The 17,264-nt window shown below is 58.1% G+C and carries 12 protein-coding genes; 5 read left to right on the top strand and 7 right to left on the bottom strand.

The window, feature by feature from the left end:
* Window positions 1-4 precede the first annotated feature (4 nt).
* From uvrC to uvrA, 4 genes are all read right to left on the bottom strand, one after another.
* Window positions 5-1,945, bottom strand: coding sequence for an excinuclease ABC subunit UvrC (uvrC, locus tag DXD77_RS01670; protein WP_233506690.1), 1,941 nt, complete (start codon window positions 1,943-1,945; stop codon window positions 5-7).
* Between the two features lie 6 nt (window positions 1,946-1,951).
* On the bottom strand, window positions 1,952-3,532 hold the full coding sequence (gene murJ, locus DXD77_RS01665; protein WP_117564878.1) for a murein biosynthesis integral membrane protein MurJ: 1,581 nt from the start codon (window positions 3,530-3,532) through the stop codon (window positions 1,952-1,954).
* Between the two features lie 105 nt (window positions 3,533-3,637).
* Window positions 3,638-4,138 (bottom strand): Cys-tRNA(Pro) deacylase, encoded by a 501-nt coding sequence (gene ybaK / locus DXD77_RS01660; RefSeq protein ID WP_089573609.1) that lies wholly within the window; start codon window positions 4,136-4,138, stop codon window positions 3,638-3,640.
* A gap of 132 nt (window positions 4,139-4,270) precedes the next feature.
* Window positions 4,271-7,150 carry an excinuclease ABC subunit UvrA gene (uvrA, locus tag DXD77_RS01655; RefSeq protein WP_117645696.1) on the bottom strand — a complete coding sequence of 960 codons (2,880 nt, stop codon included), beginning with the start codon at window positions 7,148-7,150 and terminating at the stop codon, window positions 4,271-4,273.
* A gap of 193 nt (window positions 7,151-7,343) precedes the next feature.
* On the opposite strand from uvrA, the gene DXD77_RS01650 reads away from it, so the two are divergent.
* The 4 genes from DXD77_RS01650 (at window position 7,344) to DXD77_RS01635 (ending at window position 13,466) form a co-directional block, all read left to right on the top strand.
* Window positions 7,344-9,497: an LTA synthase family protein gene (locus tag DXD77_RS01650; RefSeq protein ID WP_158548973.1), complete on the top strand. Its 2,154-nt coding sequence runs from the start codon at window positions 7,344-7,346 to the stop codon at window positions 9,495-9,497.
* A 145-nt stretch (window positions 9,498-9,642) separates the two neighbouring features.
* Window positions 9,643-10,473: an Mrp/NBP35 family ATP-binding protein gene (locus DXD77_RS01645; RefSeq protein WP_022094864.1), complete on the top strand. Its 831-nt coding sequence runs from the start codon at window positions 9,643-9,645 to the stop codon at window positions 10,471-10,473.
* Window positions 10,474-11,745 (top strand): NAD(P)/FAD-dependent oxidoreductase, encoded by a 1,272-nt coding sequence (locus tag DXD77_RS01640; RefSeq protein ID WP_117647493.1) that lies wholly within the window; start codon window positions 10,474-10,476, stop codon window positions 11,743-11,745.
* An 80-nt stretch (window positions 11,746-11,825) separates the two neighbouring features.
* The gene (locus tag DXD77_RS01635) at window positions 11,826-13,466 is read left to right on the top strand and encodes an NAD(P)/FAD-dependent oxidoreductase (protein ID WP_117564882.1); all 1,641 of its coding nucleotides are present in this window, start codon (window positions 11,826-11,828) and stop codon (window positions 13,464-13,466) included.
* A 65-nt stretch (window positions 13,467-13,531) separates the two neighbouring features.
* Here DXD77_RS01635 and uvrB read toward each other — a convergent pair whose 3' ends face one another.
* From uvrB to coaE, 3 genes are read right to left on the bottom strand one after another with little or no spacing between them, the layout of a single operon-like run.
* Window positions 13,532-15,772, bottom strand: coding sequence for an excinuclease ABC subunit UvrB (uvrB, locus tag DXD77_RS01630; RefSeq protein WP_117647491.1), 2,241 nt, complete (start codon window positions 15,770-15,772; stop codon window positions 13,532-13,534).
* Window positions 15,773-15,823: 51 nt separating this feature from the next.
* Window positions 15,824-16,405, bottom strand: coding sequence for a lytic transglycosylase domain-containing protein (locus tag DXD77_RS01625; protein ID WP_089573603.1), 582 nt, complete (start codon window positions 16,403-16,405; stop codon window positions 15,824-15,826).
* Window positions 16,398-17,039: a dephospho-CoA kinase gene (gene coaE / locus DXD77_RS01620; protein ID WP_117564883.1), complete on the bottom strand. Its 642-nt coding sequence runs from the start codon at window positions 17,037-17,039 to the stop codon at window positions 16,398-16,400. Before coaE ends, DXD77_RS01625 begins: the two co-directional genes overlap by 8 nt.
* Before the next feature lie 19 nt (window positions 17,040-17,058).
* On the opposite strand from coaE, the gene DXD77_RS10530 reads away from it, so the two are divergent.
* Window positions 17,059-17,264 (top strand): hypothetical protein (locus DXD77_RS10530; RefSeq protein WP_233506689.1); only part of this gene is annotated, 206 nt, incomplete at its 3' end.

Below are 17,264 nucleotides of genomic sequence, written 5' to 3'. Positions count from 1 at the left end.
GTGTTTAGTTTTCGGATTGCTTTGCCGCCATCTCGGCGCGCTCGGCATTCCATGCAACGAGCGCCTCGTGAACCGCTTTGGCGACATCGGCAGGAATGCCTCGAACTTCCGCGATCTCTTGCTCGCTCGCCGCGCGCAAACGCTTCATCGAGCCAAAATGGCGCATAAGGGCACGTTTTCTGGTGGGCCCCACGCCAGGAACGTCATCGAGTACCGAAACTGTCATGGCCTTGTCGCGCAATTCACGATGGAACGTGATAGCAAATCGGTGGGACTCATCGCGCACCTGTTTAATTAGATAGAGCGACGCGGACCCGGTCGGCAGCACGACTGGAGTCTCGTCCCAAGGCACGAAAACCTCCTCATCGGCCTTTGCCAAGCCACAAACTGGTATATCGAGCCCAAGAGCCTCAAGTTGCTTGATCGCAGCGGTCAATTGCGGCTTACCGCCATCGACAACGAGCAAATCGGGGCGCGAGCCAAAGCGCTCGTCGGCCATGCGCTCGGGAGCATAACGTCGTCCCAAAACCTCGGACATCGACACGAAGTCGTTTGCCTCGTCCAATTCGGCCTGAATTTTAAAACGACGATACTGACTCTTGTCGGCGCGCCCGTTGGTAAACACCACCATCGAGGCGACCGTAAAGGTGCCATGCAGTGTAGAGATATCGAAGCACTCGATACGCAACGGCGGCGATGGCAGCGCCAACGCACTTTCGAGCTCCAGGAGCGCTTGATTGGTGCGGTCGTCAGCGTACCCCGTTCGCATCATGTAGCGCATGAGGGCATGGCGCGCATTTTTGGATGCCATATCGAGCAGACGGTGCTTTTCGCCACGCTGCGGCCTATGGAGATGGCAGGAACGCTCACGCTTGCCCGCAAGCCACTCCCCCAGCGCCTCCGCATCCTCAAGCTCGACGGAAAGGTTGACCTCAGCTGGAATATCAGCCGTCTCGTCGTAATAGCGCTTAAGAAAGCCCGACTGGAGCTCTTCCTCGTCAACATCAAGACCCTTGTCGAGAATGAACTCACAGGTGCGAACTGTTCGGCCCTCGCGAACGACGAAGACGCAAGCGGCGGAGATGGTCTCCTCGCGATAGAAACCGATGACATCGATATCGACACTGGAGGGAAAAACGACTTGCTGACGATCGTCCAGACCCCTGATGACCTCCAAACGACGTTTGACGCGTGCCGCGCGCTCAAAGTCGAGCGCCTCAGCGGCATCCGTCATCTCGGAGGTCAGCTCATCGACGACATCCTTGCGATGGCCCGACAAAAAGCGCTCGACACGCTTGACGTTCTTGGCATAGTCTGCCGGGGAAATCGCGCCGACACACGCACCCGGGCCGCGCCCGACATGGTAGTCAAAGCAGGGGCGCCCGTTTTGCGCGCAAATCATATTGACGATGTCTTCCTCGCCCTTGTGGGACTCGACGATACGGCGACAACGACGCCACTCCGCACAGGATGCGGAGCAGATGGGGATAACCTTGCGCAGCGTATCTATCGTCTCACGTGCCGCGCGGCTATCGGTATAAGGTCCAAAATAGCGCGTTCCCGGCTTATGACGCTCACGCGTGTATTTGATAGCGGGATACAGGTCGCCCTTTGTAATGGCGATAAAGGGGTAGCTCTTGTCATCCTTGAGGTCGACGTTAAAGTACGGATGGTACTGACCAATCAAATTGCGCTCGAGCACCAACGCCTCGTGCTCGGTCTCCACCACGATATAGTCAAAGCTCGCCACCAGCTGCATCATCAGCGGGATCTTCTGGCGCTCGTCCTGCAGCGTCACGTACTGACGCATACGGGCGCGCAGGTTTTTCGCCTTGCCCACGTAGATGACATCGCCCTTGGCGTCTTTCCAAAGGTAGCAGCCGGGCTGCGTGGGAACGCGCGAAACCTGCTCGGCAAGCGTTGGAATGTTGTCGTGACCGGCCACGCGCACCTACTTGCGACGAATCAGCGCCGAGACCTCGGGCATCTTAAGGACGACGGCAAGGCCAAAGGTAACAGCAAGCGAGACGACACCCGCAACGCAAACGTAGCCAAGAGTAATCAGAATCGAGCCGCCAAGTGCCCCGACAAAGTGCTCAAGCGCCCACATGACGCCGGCGCCTGCGGCAGCACCCAGGCCACCGAGCAAAAGGCCAAAGAAACCGCCATGCAGGATAGATTTAACCTGAAGACCACGCAGACGACGACGCAGCCACCACAGCGAGCAACCGACCAAGATCACGTAGTCGACGACATACGAAAGCGCGATTGCCGGCATACCGAAGCCCAGCACAACGCCAAACAGCAGAACCGAGCCGGCCTGGCCGATGGCGGAATACAGACAATAGCGGCTATAGGGCTTCATGTCGAGCAAGGCAGAGAAGCTCTTCTGCATCAGCACGACCACGCCGTAGAGCGGCAGGGAAAGTGCCAGGTAGATAAGGAACTCCGACACCAGCGCCACACCGGACTCATCGAACTTGCCAGCGCAGTAGATCATGTTGAGCGGACGCGCGAAGACAATCAGGTACAGCGCGAATGGAATCAGGAAGAACAGCATCTGGGCGACGCCACGCGAAATGCCCGTGCGGACGCTGTCGTAATCCTTCTCCTGTGCGTCGTGAGAGAGCTCGGTATAGAGCGCCGTCGAAAGCGAGGCGGCAATCAGCGCGTAGGGCAGCGTGTACCACAGGCGCGCATAGGCGATGACGGAAGGACCAGTCTCGGGCTGGACCACCAGCGCAGCAGCGTTGGTGATAGAAGTCGAGACAAACATGCACACCGTGGCGAGCAGCGTCGGGATACCGAGCGCAATCGTCTGGCGCAGTGCGGGGTCCTTAAAGTCGATATGGATATGGGGATGCACGCCGTGCTTGCCAAGCGCGGGGATCTGACATGCCATCTGAACAAAGACACCGAGGGTCGTACCGGCCGCAATCAAGATGATGCCGGCACGTTCGCCAAACTGTGCGGACACGGGCGCAAAGCCCATAAAGCTCGCAATGACGATCACATTGTTGAGGACCGGGGCAAACGTCGACCAGAAGTAGTCGCGGTGTGCGTTGAGGACGCCCGAAAACACCGAGCCCAAACCATAAAACAGAATCTGGATGGCAAAGAAACGGAACATGAACGCAGCGGTATCCATGCTGCCGCCGTCACCCGAAAGGAACGATTGCGTCCAGATAAAGCCCGGGGCGAACACGGTCCCCAGCAACGAAATGCCACCCAGCACCAATAGCAGAATACCGAGCAGGTTGCCCACGTACTCGTTAGAGGCCTCGCGACCCTGCTCACGCCTCACGCCCATGTACACGGGCAAAAACGCCGTCACGAGCATGCCGCCCATCACGAGTTCGTAGAGCATATTGGGCAGGTTGTTGGCGACCTGATAGGAAGACGAGAGCAGCGACATGCCGATAGCGGCCGCCATTGCCCACGTGCGGATAAAACCGGTGACGCGAGACACGATGGTCAGGATGGTCATAAGCCCGGCGGAACGACCAACCGTGGAGTAGTCCGACGAGCCCATGTCGTCAGTGTCGTCTCGCGACGAAGAAGCTTCGGATGAGGGTGTCTGAGGCGCAGATTCTTTTGCAAAATGAGCTCCGCACTTCAATTCTTCCTGCGGCATCGCTCAGTCCTCTCTCGTAATCGGGGCGACCGTCGCCCCGCAAAATGCAATTAAATCATCAGGTGCAAGCTCAAGCTGATAACCACGCTTGCCTCCCGAAATAAAAATGGTATCCCAAAGGACACATGTCTCATCAATGAGCGTCCGGTAGCGTTTTTTCATACCGACCGGACTGCAGCCGCCGCGAACGTAGCCAGTCGCCGCAAGCAAATCCTTCACATGCATCATGGCCAAGGACTTCTCCCCCGCGGCACGCGCGGCGGACTTTAGATCGAGCTCGTCGGCAACAGGGATGCAGCACACGACGTGGTCGTTGGACGGCGTCACGCAGACCAAGGTCTTAAATCCTTGTCCGGGCTCCTCGCCAAGCTGCTCCGAAATCGCGACCCCCAGGCCCGCCGACTCATCACCATCGTCTTCGTACGTATGTAGAACATAGGAAATGCCGGCGCTTTCCAGCTCGCGCATCGCATTGGTTTTTGGCGTCTTTACAGCCTTTGCCATGGCATATCCTTTCCCTCGCATTCGGACGCAAGGATTAAGTATATGTCCAATTCGGCTGCATACGTCACTTCGACACAGCAAGCGCCATCGAATCACAAGGAGTCGATGGCGCCCATAAACTGAATCGCCTATTTATTGAGCATCAAGTTGAGCCTGACGCTCCCGGTCACGCCTGAGCAACGGCGCCAAAAACTTGCCCGTATAACTCTGCGGACAGTCCGCAACCTGCTCCGGTGTGCCCGAAACCACGACGGTTCCGCCGCCGTTACCGCCCTCGGGGCCCATATCGATCAGGCGGTCGGCAACCTTGATGACATCAAGGTTGTGTTCAATCACCAGCACCGTGTTGCCCGCATCGACCAAGCGCTGCAGCACATCGAGCAGCTGGCGGACGTCCTCAAAATGAAGGCCGGTCGTCGGCTCATCCAAAATATAGAACGTCTTGCCCGTCTGGCGTCGATGAAGCTCCTTGGCGAGCTTCACACGCTGCGCCTCGCCGCCCGAGAGCGTCGTAGCGGGCTGGCCCAGGCTCACGTAGCCCAAGCCTACATCGTACAGCGTCTGGAGCTTGCGCTTAATCTGCGGGATATTCCCAAAGAAGGCCAGTGCCTCGGTGACGCTCATGTCGAGCACGTCCGAGATGGTCTTACCACGGTAGGTGACCTCAAGCGTCTCGCGGTTATAGCGTTTGCCGCCGCAGACCTCACAGGGGACATAGATATCGGGAAGGAAGTGCATCTCGATCTTAATTTGTCCGTCGCCCTTGCATGCTTCGCAGCGACCGCCGCTCACGTTAAAGGAGAAACGTCCCGGCGAGTAGCCGCGCGCCTTCGACTCCGGCGTACTCGCAAACAGCGCGCGAAGATCATCCCACAGGCCAATGTACGTAGCAGGGTTGGAACGCGGCGTGCGGCCAATCGGCGACTGGTCGATATCGATAACCTTATCGATACACTCGATGCCCTCGATTTTCTTATACGGACCCACAGGGCGCGTCGAACGGTGAATGGCATTCGTAAGGGCAGGTGCGATAGTGTCGGTAACCAGGGAGCTCTTACCCGATCCCGACACGCCGGTAACGACCGTAAGCGTACCAAACTCGATCTTGGCGGTAACGTTTTTGAGGTTGTTGGCGCGGGCGCCCGTGATCTTAAGGCAGCCGCGACCGGGCTTGCGGCGCTCATCGGGAACCCGGATCATTCGTTTGCCGGTCAGATAAGCGCCCGTCATCGACTCGGGACACGCCATGATATCGGCAGGCGTTCCCGCCGCGACTACGTGTCCGCCGTTCACGCCCGCGCCGGGGCCCATGTCGATCACATAGTCGGCAGCACGAATCGTATCCTCATCATGCTCGACGACGATGACGGTATTGCCGATATCGCGTAGGCGCTCAAGCGTCTTGATCAGGCGCTCGTTATCGCGCTGATGGAGGCCAATCGATGGCTCGTCCAAAATGTACAGGACACCCATGAGGCCGGCGCCGATCTGCGTTGCCAGGCGAATGCGCTGGGCCTCGCCTCCGGAAAGCGTCGCCGAGGCACGATCGAGGGTCAGATAGTCGAGTCCGACATCGACCAGAAAACGCAGGCGCTCCAGGATTTCCTTGACGATGCGTCCGCCGATAAACTGTTGGCGCTCGGTGAGTTCCAGGCCCTCAAAAAACTCGAGCGACTCACGGCACGACAGACAACAAACCTCGTAAATGGACTTGCCGCCCACGGTGACGGCGAGCATCTCGGGGCGCAAACGAGCGCCGTGGCAGCTCGAGCACGGCTCCTCGCGGATGTACTTCTCCAAGCGCGCCTTGGTGTTCTCATTCGTCGTCTCGGTATAGCGCTCGTACAGGATATTGCGCACACCCGAGAACTTGGTGTCCCACTGGCTGCGGCGCCCATCGAGCTTTTGATAGTCGACCGAAATCTTCTGGTCGCCCATGCCGTCTAAAAACGCACGACACACCCGCGGAGGCAGATCCTCCCACGGCGTATCGACGCTCACCTTAAAGTGTTTGCAGACCGCAGCGAAAATCTGCGGATAGTAGTTAGAGTTGCCAAACAGGCTGCCAAAGACCCCGTCGGCGATCGACTTCGAGGGGTCTTCGATTAGGGCCTCGGCATCGACCGTCTTCTTAAAGCCCAGGCCATCGCACTCGGGGCACGCGCCATAGGGCGCGTTGAACGAGAAATCACGCGGCTGCAGGTCATCGATGGAGTGTCCATGCTCCGGGCACGCTAACGCCAGCGAATACTCCAGCAACTCGCCTTCGGTCCCCTCGGGAGCGTCGCGGTCGGGCAGCAAGTATACGTTCACATTGCCGTGCGCCAGCGCAGTCGCCTGTTCAACGGACTCGGCAATACGGCCCAGCGAGTTCTCGCGAATCACGATGCGGTCGACCACGACCTCGATATCGTGCTTGAATTTCTTATCCAAATCGATAGGGGCATCAAGCGAGCGAACCTCGCCGTCGACACGCACGCGGCTAAAGCCCTCGGCGCGAAGGTCCTCAAACAGCTTGGTGTACTCGCCTTTTCGCCCGCGCACCACCGGTGCCAGCACAAACGCGCGGCGGCCCTCCCCCGCCGCCAGAACCTTATCGGCGACCTGGTCGGTCGTCTGGCGCTCAATGACGCGGCCGCATTCGGGACAGTGCGGGGTGCCCACACGGGCGAACAGCAGACGCAGATAGTCATAAATCTCGGTTACGGTGCCAACCGTCGAGCGAGGGTTTTTAGATGTCGTCTTTTGGTCGATCGACACCGCCGGCGAAAGGCCGTCGATTGAATCCAAGTCGGGTTTGTCCATCTGGCCCAAGAACTGGCGCGCATAACTCGAAAGGCTCTCGACGTATCGACGCTGGCCCTCGGCATAGATAGTGTCGAATGCCAGCGAACTCTTGCCCGAGCCAGAAAGACCGGTAATGACCACGAGTTGGTCACGCGGAATGGAAACATCGATATCACGGAGGTTGTGCTCACGAGCGCCGCGAATAACGATAGAGGAATCAGACATGGAAGCTCCTTGCCTCCTATTGCATCGAATCATACTGCCGATGAGTTTAGCGCACTCGACGCGCACAGATGTTCGTAATACAAGATTCGCAGACCTTTAGCTTTGCGTATCGGGCGCTTTGTTTCTCGAAATGCCGTGGAAAGGTTACAGTAATCTAATACTGAACTTAATTTGCTGTACCAGAGGAACGTCCATGACCGAAGATATCCCCCTTGAAATCACTTCGAGCGACATGGCCAATCTGCCCATATTCATCGCCGTCCTTATCGTGGCCGCCGTCGTCGTGCGCGTGTATTTTTCAATCAAACGCAACGAAAAGCCACCCATTGCCCGCGTCTTTTGGTGCGCGACGCTCCTCATCCCGCTCGGCGTGGTAGCTGCATGGATTACGAATCAATCGCTCGTAAATGAGGGCAGCTCCCTATGGGTCCTTTCTTATTCGGCGCTCGGTGCTGCCGCCGTCATGCTTCTTGTCGAGCCCTTGGTTTCGGGACTTATCGACCAAACCGACCTTGCGACGGGAACGGTTGCCTGTATTTGCCGCGACATCCTTGTCATCGCCGCTGTTTCAGCGCTCTCGTTCGTTTCAATCGAAATTGCCTGCAACGAAACGTTCTATCGCATTCCCGCCAACTCATTCGGGTTTTCCGTCGGGTTGCTCGCGACGGTTCTGCTCTCCCTTTATTTGCTGGGACAGCGTCATGGAGGCGTCATGGTCCTCGTGCCCGTCGTCTGTTGCGTCCTTGGCATTGCCGAGCACTTCGTCATAACGTTTAAAGGCGAAGCCATCCTGCCAAGCGATATCTTGGCCCTTGGCACCGCAATGGAAGTGAGCGAGGGATACGAGTTTACCTTTACCGCCGGAATCGTAACCTCTCTCGCCCTGCTGGAGATTTCCCTGGGGCTTCTTTCGCTCATCCGACCGCGAAAGCTCCGTACGCCCACCCATGTCTTCCCCGCTATCGCCGCTAACCTCTGTGCTTTTCTGCTAGTGACCGTTGTGGGGCTCTCAGGCTTTTCCAACATCGACTTGGAGCAGGCGCTGGATTTTGGATTTGACCGTTGGCAGCCCATCACCACGTATGCGTCTCAGGGTTTTATCACTTCGTTCACCGAAATGGTCAACGAGTTGCCCATTGAGAAGCCCGAAGACTATACGCCCGATGAGGCGCAGAGCATCGAGCAGGAGCTCGCCGCCGTCTACGACAGCACATATGGCTCGAGCGAACAGCGCGCGGCGGCCGTTGCCCAGTTCAATGAAATCAAGCCGACGATTGTTGCCGTCATGAACGAGAGTTTTAGCGACCTTTCGTGCTTTGAGCAGCTCCAGGCGGCCGGGTACTTCGGCCCCGCATTCTACAACTCGCTTCCCGACACACTTGTTCGCGGCACCATGCTCGCTTCGGTCGCCGGTGGCGGAACGGCGAACTCCGAATTCGAATTTTTGACCGGAGCGACAACGGCCTTTGTCGGATTAGGCAAGATCCCCTATCAGCTGTATCAGATGAATGGCGTAAACAGCCTGGCAAAGGACCTTAAAGAGCTTGGGTATACCACTACCGCTATGCACCCGCAAAACCCCGTCAACTACCATCGAGATAAAATCTATCAGCAGCTGGGCTTTGGAGACTTTCTTTCAATCGGCGATTTCGAAGGTGCGCCCTATTACCATGCCGGCGTATGCGACTACGCCACCTACGACAAGATACTCGACCTGCTTAGAACCGACGAAGCGCCGCAGTTCATCTTTGACGTCACGATGCAAAATCACGGCGGCTACGACGATGGCACCGTTCCCGCCGAAGAGCTGACAAACTATTGGGTCGAGGGAGCCAGCGAAGGCGCCAACAGCGCGCTCAACACCTATCTCACCTGCATCAACGCATCCGACCGGGACCTCGAGTACTTTATCAACGAGCTCCGCAACATCGGCAGACCGGTTGTTCTTGTCTTTTTTGGCGACCATCAGCCGAGCGCCGCAACGACTCTCAACGACGGGCTGTACCCTCAGGAAGATACGGCAAGCCACGCTTTCCGTATCTATCAGTCGACATATCTCGTCTGGGCTAACTATGAGATCGCCGGCAATACCGAGCTCAACGTCTACGACACCGTCGGGGCAAACGAGATTGCAGCCATTACCCTTAATAAGATCGGCGCCCCGCTCACCAATTACCAAAAGGCCCTGCTTGCGACAAGGTCAGATGTGCCCACCATCAATGTCGCCGGCTATCTCGGTGCCGACGGGCTGCGCTACGACTTGGAATCGGAAGACAGCCCCTACGCCTCGACGATCGACAAGCTGCAGCGCATGCAATACCTCGAGTTCGCCAGCAAAGTTCAGTAAGCCCGCCCATTCGCTTGGGCCCATCGTATTGCAAGCACGCTCGGCCCAAACGCATCGCAAATGACTCCCGCTCGCAAACGAGGGTACAATGACGCTCGTGTCACATCGCGGGGCCCCGGCCCCAGCATATACAAAGGAGTCATACATGGGTTGCGAACACGCACAGGCCGCCGGCGGACAAACGTCGCCGTCGCAATTTGAGGAGAACACGCTGTCCGAGGTCAAGCGCGTCATCGCCGTGCTTTCCGGCAAGGGCGGTGTCGGCAAGTCATTTGTCACCGGTGCCATCGCCACCGAGCTTGCCCGTCACGGCCACAAGGTCGGCGTCCTCGATGCCGACATCACCGGTCCCTCTATCCCCAAGATGTTCGGTATGAGTGGACGCCACGTCCATGCCCTTGGCAACCTTATGCTGCCCGAAATCTCCGAGCACGGCGTCAAGGTCATGAGCTCCAACCTGCTGCTCCAAAACGAGACCGACCCCGTCCTTTGGCGCGGTCCGGTCATCGCAGGCGCCATTAGGCAGTTCTGGAGCGAGACCTCGTGGGGCCCCATCGACTACCTGCTGGTCGACATGCCTCCGGGAACAGGCGACGTCGCGCTCACCGTCTTCCAGTCGCTGCCCGTCGACGGCATCGTCATCGTCACGAGCCCGCAGGATCTGGTCTCGATGATCGTCGCCAAGGCGGTCAACATGGCCGAGAAGATGAACGTCCCCATTCTGGGCATTGTCGAGAACATGAGCTATATTGAGTGCCCCGACTGCGGCAAGAAGATCGAGGTCTTTGGCAAGAGCAAGCTCCCCGAGGTCGCAGAGCGCTATAACCTCGACATCTTGGGGCAGCTTCCCATTAATCCGGCACTCGCCGAGGCCTGCGATAAGGGCGAGGTCGAGACCGCGCTGCCCGATGGCATGTTGCCCAAGGCAGTCTCTGCCGTCGAGGCTATTACCCCGCACGAGACCGACGAGGCCTAAGTGAACGCGAGCGCCTTCTATGACGTCCTGGTAATCGGCGGCGGGGCTTCAGGCCTCGCCGCCGCCATTACGGCCGCACGCGTTGGCAAAAGCGTCTGCATCGTTGAGCGCGATGTCGCCTGCGGCCTTAAGCTCCTTGCGACCGGTAACGGCCGCTGCAACCTCTCCAACGAATCGATCGATCCTCAGCGGTATAACCACCCAGCATTCGTCACATCCGTCATGGGCCCCCAGCCCGAACAAGAGCTTATGGGTTTCTTCTCCTCGCTGGGTATCATGACAACCTCCGAGGAAGGCCGGCTGTACCCGCGCTCCCTTCGCGCCGAATCGGTGCGCGACGCGCTTCTCAACGTTTGCGACCGCCTAGGTATCACCTTAATCTGCGGAGCCTACGTTGCCTCGGCGCACAAAGCTTCCGAAGGCTGGGCACTCCAAATAGACCGTCCAGCGCGGGCGCTCAAGGCAAAAAAGCACGACGACCGAAAATCGGAGCTCCGCTCGCTTCGGAAAGCGCTCGCTGATGTCCCTCGCAAGAACGTGGCCCTGCAGGCACATGCCGTAATTATCGCCACGGGCGGCAACCCCACCGGTATCGCCGATACGTTTCGCCTCCCCCTCACTTCGCTGCGCCCCATCCTCTGCCCCGTATCGGCAACGGTCTTTGGCGATCGGGCGGCGCTCAAGACGTTGGATGGCCTGCGCGTCCGCGCCCGCTTGACGCTCGCCCGCAATCATAATGAGCTCTGGCACGAAGACGGTGAAGTGCTGTTTCGAACCTTCGGTATCTCGGGCGTCGCTGTCTTCAACCTCTCTCGTCGTATCCAGCACGGCGATACGATCCTGCTCGACGTTTTCCCCGACCTCTCCAAAGACGAGTTGCTCGATACGCTCAACCGGCGCCTTGAGCTGCTCGGCGGCTTTTCGCCCCGCGATCCCCGTTGGCTCGACGGCATGCTCGCCCCGCAACTCTCCCGCGTCGTCTGCACAGCGTTCGAGCAGTGCCATCCAGGCTCCAACGATGTCATCCACCTGGTCTCGATCCTCAAGCACTTTAAGTTGCTCGTCAAGGGAACAGCCGAGGAGCGCTCAGCGCAGGTCACGCGTGGTGGCGTATCTGTCGAGAGCATCTCAACACCCAGCCTACGCGCGCGCAGCGTTGTCGACGCCCCGCTTTACGTCTGCGGTGAAGCGCTCGACATCGACGCCGATTGCGGAGGCTTTAACCTTGCGTGGGCCTGGATCTCGGGCATTCGCGCTGCAAGCAGCCTGTAGCCGCGCAGTCTATAATCAAAAACGCATTCGGGCCGTCTGGGATACCGGACGGCCTCTTTCTTGCCTCTAAGGAGACCTCGATGATCGAAATCACCCAAGTCAACGCGTCGCTCGATGAAGCCGACGATGAAAATGCCTGTCTCATTGTTGGCAAGCGAGTCGCCAAGCGCGTCCTACGTTGCAAGGACTCCGAGATCAAGTCCATCGAGCTCCACCGCAAGTCAATCGACGCTCGCAAAAAACGAGACGTCCATTTTATCCTGAGCTTTCGTGTTGAGCTGACTAGTCCCCACCTCGAGCGAGAAGCGGTCGACAGCGTTGCCGAGCGTGACCGCTCGCGCGTACGCGCGATAGAAGACGATGAGCCTTCATTCCCCTCCTCCGCCTCCGACGTACCTCAAGAACGCCCTGTCGTTGTCGGCGCCGGATGCGCCGGCCTTTTCGCTGCGCTTACGCTCGCCGAAGCAGGTCTTAAGCCCTTGCTCATCGAGCGCGGCGACCCGGCATTTCGCCGCTCGCAGGCGATCGACCTCTTTCTAAAGGAGCGCATCCTCGACCCCGAGAGCAATATCCAGTTTGGCCTGGGCGGCGCGGGGACCTTCTCGGACGGCAAGCTCAATACGGGAACCAAAAATCCCGCCCATCGCCTTATCCTCGAAACCTTCGTCGAGGCGGGTGCGCCCCGCGATATTCTGTGGGATGCCAAGCCGCACATTGGCTCCGACATCCTTCCCACGGTCGTCACCGCTATATCCCAGCGCATCGAGCAGCTCGGAGGTGTCGTCCGTTATCGAACGAAGCTCGTCGACATTCGCATCGACGCGTCTGGCGCCATCACCGGTATTGATGTCCAATCGTCCCAAGACACCGCTTGCGAGCCAATCGAGACAAAGCACCTCATCCTCGCCTGCGGGCATTCTGCTCGCGATATTTTTGAGCTCCTTAAGGACCACAACGTGGTCCTCGCACAAAAGACCTTTGCCATGGGCGTTCGCATCGAGCATCCGCAGCGCGACATCGACCGAGCCCAATTCGGAGCCTCGGCGGGACATCCTGCCCTCGGAGCAGCCCCCTACAAGCTCGTCGCCCATCTTCCCAACGGCCGCAGCGTGTTCTCGTTTTGCATGTGTCCCGGCGGGCAGGTTGTCGCCGCCTCTTCCGAGCAGGGCCACTTGTGCGTCAACGGCGCCAGTCTCAATGCCCGCGACGGACGCAACGCAAATGCCGCCCTGCTCGTTAACGTCACGCCTGAGGACCTTCCCAACGATGACCCACTCGCCGGCATCGAGCTCCAGCGCGCCTGCGAGGCGGCCGCCTACCGCCTGGGCGGTTCCAACTGGAACGCACCGGCACAGCTCGTCGGAGATTTCCTCGCAGGACGCGCCAGCAAGGCGCCCGGAAAGGTAAAGCCCACCTATCCGCTCGGTGTGACCTGGACGGCAATTGACGAAGCCCTGCCGCAGCATATCGTCGAGTCGCTCCGCCTGGGACTTCCCCTACTTGGAAAAAAGCTACGAGGCTACGACCGCTCCGATGCTGTCCTTACCGGCGTGGAGACTCGCTCGAGCTCACCGGTCACCGTCACCCGAGACCGAACATGCCATGCCGTGTCGACCCCGGGCCTCTACCCTTGCGGTGAGGGAGCTGGATATGCCGGCGGCATCATGAGCGCCGCCACCGACGGCATCCGTTGTGCCGAAGCCCTGATCGCAGACCTCTAACGCACGAATTCCAGCGCGCAAAAGACGCATGCCCCGAGCTCCGCAGGGAACTCGGGGCATGTTCGCTATTTCTTAAACCGTGCACCCTGGCGTTTTCTGCCCGATGCGAACGTGGAACCCTTGCGAGCCTGCGAACGTAAGCGCTCGATCGTCTCGTCCTCAGACGCACCCTCGAGCATCGCCCGAATCTGAACGACGGCATCGCGCAGGCGCGCCGCCTCCTCAAAGTCCATGGCGGCAGAAGCGTTACGCATATCCTCTTCCATGGTTTCGACGATCCGCACGAGCTCGTCATGCGGCAGTTCTTCCAACTGCTCCGCAAGTGTCTGCTCGGGCGCCACCGTTTCCGGCACGCCACCCTCGCCCGACTCATCGGGCGTATAGAATGCGCCATGGCCAAGAGAGTCGCCCTTCGAGCGTCCCTTGGAACCCACGGTTTTTTCGGCCTCGGCAATAAAACTTGAGATGTCGTTGATGGCCTTGCGCACCGTCTTGGGCACAATGCCATGCTCTTCGTTATATGCCATCTGAATCTCGCGACGGCGCTGCGTCTCCTCGATGGCCTCTTTCATCGAATCGGTCACAACGTCAGCATACATGATGACTTCGCCATCGGCGTTACGGGCCGCGCGGCCAATCGTCTGAATCAGCGAACGGCGGTTGCGCAAGAAGCCTTCCTTATCGGCATCGAGAATTGCCACCAGTGAGACCTCGGGAAGATCCAAGCCCTCGCGAAGCAGGTTGATGCCAACGAGAACATCGATCTTGCCCTCGCGCAGCGTTCGCAGGATCTCGACACGGTCCATTGTCGCCGTATCAGAATGCATGTAATTGACCTTAATGCCCGCATCAAGCAGATGGTCGGTCAGGTCCTCGGCCATGCGCTTGGTCAACGTGGTCACCAGCACGCGCTCCTTGCGGGCAACGCGCTCGCGAATCTCGTCCTCAAGATCGTCAATCTGACCGCGAACCGGACGCACATCGATCTTGGGATCGAGCAGGCCGGTCGGACGAATAATCTGCTCAACATCGTTCTGGCTCACCCGCAGCTCGTAGTCGCCCGGCGTGGCCGAAACGTAGATGAACTGGGGGATCCTTGCCTCAAACTCATCGAAACGAAGCGGGCGGTTATCGAGTGCCGAAGGAAGGCGAAAACCGTGTTCCACCAGCGTCACCTTACGCGAGCGGTCACCTTCGTGCATGCCGCGAATCTGCGGCACCGTCACATGGCTCTCATCGATGATGCAGAGCATGTCCTTAGGGAAGTAATCGATCAGGGTAAACGGCGGCTCGCCCGGTTTTCGACCGTCCAGATGACGCGAGTAGTTCTCGATACCGTTACAAAAACCCATGGTCTCGAGCATCTCGAGATCATAGTCGGTGCGCTGCTGCAGACGCTGTGCCTCGAGCAACTTGTCGGTCGCCTTGAGCTCGGCCACACGCTTCTCGCACTCTTCACTGATTGATTTCAGAGCCGCCTTGACCTTCGGCTTCTCGGTCACGTAGTGCGATGCCGGCCATACGGGGATGGCCTCGTACTCACGAAGCATCTCACCGGTAACCTCATCGATCTCGGCAATAAGCTCAACCTCGTCGCCAAAGAACTCAAACCGCAACGGATGCCCGGCATAAGGCGGATACACGTCGACAACATCGCCGCGCACGCGGAACGTGCCGCGCGCTAGGTCATAGTCATTGCGATCATATTGAATGTCGATAAGTGCATGGATAAAGTCATCGCGCTCGAGCGGCACCTTCTTGTCGACGTTTGGAGCCAGACCCGCATAGTCCTCAGGAGAGCCAATGCCATAGATACACGAGACCGATGCGACAACGATCACATCGCGTCGAGAGAGCAGTGACGCGGTCGCCTGATGGCGCAGCATCTCGACCTCTTCGTTAATCGAGGAGTCTTTCTCGATATATGTATCGCTTTGCGGCACATACGCCTCGGGCTGATAGTAGTCGTAGTACGAGACAAAGTAGACCACAGCGTTGTTGGGAAAGAACTCTTTGAGCTCGCTCGCAAGCTGAGCGGCGAGCGTTTTATTGGGAGCCATGACCAGCGTCGGCTTCCCCAGGGCCTCAATAGTCTTAGCCATCGTGAAGGTCTTGCCCGAACCAGTCACGCCCAGCAAAACCTGATAGCGATCTCCGTCCCTCACACCCTGCACAAGCGACTCAATGGCCTTAGGCTGAGAACCTGCAGGCTCATAGGGAGACACGACCTCAAACGGCACCTCAGAGCCCTCAACGCCAAAACGTTTGAGCTCTCCTCCAACACGCTCAACTTCAAATTCCGCCATGGATACTCCTAACTCATATATCTGCAGTATACGCAGGCGGCAGGCATAGTCCTATACGAACCGATCGGGATAGAGGGTCTTGTAGCGAACCCAGGCATTATTGACACGAATCAGATACGCCTGCGTCTCGGGAAAGGTGATTGCATTATGAAGCGACGTGCTCTGCTGCGCCCATCCGTCGACATTGCCCATGCCGGCGTTATAGGCGGCAATGGCGCTGTCAGTCGACCCGTTAAAATACGTTAGAAGATACGAAAGATACGCACAGCCAAACTCGATGTTCGTAGCGGGATCGTTAAGGTTGTCGGCGGAATACTCGCTACCATCGACAAGACCCTTGGCAATCATATCCTGGGCAGTCTCGGGCATCAGCTGCATCAATCCCCGAGCGCCTTGATTCGACTCAGCCTCGGGATCCCAATTCGATTCCGACTTTATGACAGCACACACCAGATATGGATCAAGATTGTGCGAAATGCTCGATTGCTTTACATACGCCTCGTAGTCAATTGGATACAAAGGCTTAAAGAAGGCGGCAGGAGCATACGAGTAGACGAGCGAAATAAAGCCGAAGACGAGCACAACGGCAAGTGGCGCAACGCGATACCACGTAAAGAAACGTGTCTTAGGCATCGGCCTCCTCCTTATCCGTTACATCCCCGAAGCCATGGCGCACAAGCCATGCATCCAGTTGTTCAAAGAGCGAATTATCGCCTCCCGCATTATCGATTACCGTCGTAGCGAGATTGCAAAGCGAAGCCTCATCAGGTTGGCATGCAGAGCGAGCATCAAAATCAGAGGACTCCATACCACGATGAATGGCACGCTCGCGACGAACTGCCAAAGGAGCACTGATAACCAGAATTTCATCAGCCAGGCCAAAAGCATCCTCAAAACCAGTCGGGGCAGAAACCTCGACAACCGCAAAGGGATAACGGGGGGACGAAACCGTACAACAAACCGGATCGAGAATCCTAAGCGAAAGCTGTTCAATGAGAACGGGGTGCACAAGGCCATTGAGCCGTGCGACCGAATCAGGAGAAGCGAAAGCTCGAGAAGCGAGGATGCTGCGGCGAATGCCGCCCTCCTCATCCAAAATATCCCAGCCAAATTCTTCCGCGAGGGCATTGACGATATCGGAGCCTGGCACATACAGCGATTTGGCAAGCTCGTCCAGATCGATAAGCATGGCGCCATGAGATTCGAGATAGCGGCAGGCAGTCGACTTACCCGAAGCAATATTGCCCAAGACAAAAACGGTAAACATCAAGTCCTCCCTAACGCCAATGGGAGTTATTATCGCGCAAATACAAAAGAAGGACTCAAAATACAGCCAAACAGTAAGACAAGCTAAAAGAAGGCGAGTTCTTGTATTACAGCTCTTTATAAAACGCAAAAAAGGGGGAGGCCGCGAGGCCTCCCCCTTCTTCAAGCCATCAGACGGCTCGGTGCCGTCCACCGGTCAGCGGCGCCCTGGCCTCCCACGGGCTGG

Origin of the sequence: Collinsella sp. TM09-10AT (assembly GCF_003436275.1) — a bacterium.
Classification (GTDB): domain Bacteria; phylum Actinomycetota; class Coriobacteriia; order Coriobacteriales; family Coriobacteriaceae; genus Collinsella.
The sequence above is the reverse complement of the archived record's forward strand: the minus strand, read 5'-3'. Positions and strand labels throughout refer to the sequence as shown.

Coding starts and splice junctions, on each gene's coding strand:
- ybaK (WP_089573609.1), bottom strand. CDS start 4,138: ATGGCAAAGGCTGTAAAGACGCCAAAAACCAATGCGATGCGCGAGCTG.
- DXD77_RS01650 (WP_158548973.1), top strand. CDS start 7,344: ATGACCGAAGATATCCCCCTTGAAATCACTTCGAGCGACATGGCCAAT.
- murJ (WP_117564878.1), bottom strand. CDS start 3,532: ATGGGCTCGTCGGACTACTCCACGGTTGGTCGTTCCGCCGGGCTTATG.
- DXD77_RS01625 (WP_089573603.1), bottom strand. CDS start 16,405: ATGCCTAAGACACGTTTCTTTACGTGGTATCGCGTTGCGCCACTTGCC.
- DXD77_RS01635 (WP_117564882.1), top strand. CDS start 11,826: ATGATCGAAATCACCCAAGTCAACGCGTCGCTCGATGAAGCCGACGAT.
- DXD77_RS01645 (WP_022094864.1), top strand. CDS start 9,643: ATGGGTTGCGAACACGCACAGGCCGCCGGCGGACAAACGTCGCCGTCG.
- coaE (WP_117564883.1), bottom strand. CDS start 17,039: ATGTTTACCGTTTTTGTCTTGGGCAATATTGCTTCGGGTAAGTCGACT.
- uvrA (WP_117645696.1), bottom strand. CDS start 7,150: ATGTCTGATTCCTCTATCGTTATTCGCGGCGCTCGTGAGCACAACCTC.
- uvrB (WP_117647491.1), bottom strand. CDS start 15,772: ATGGCGGAATTTGAAGTTGAGCGTGTTGGAGGAGAGCTCAAACGTTTT.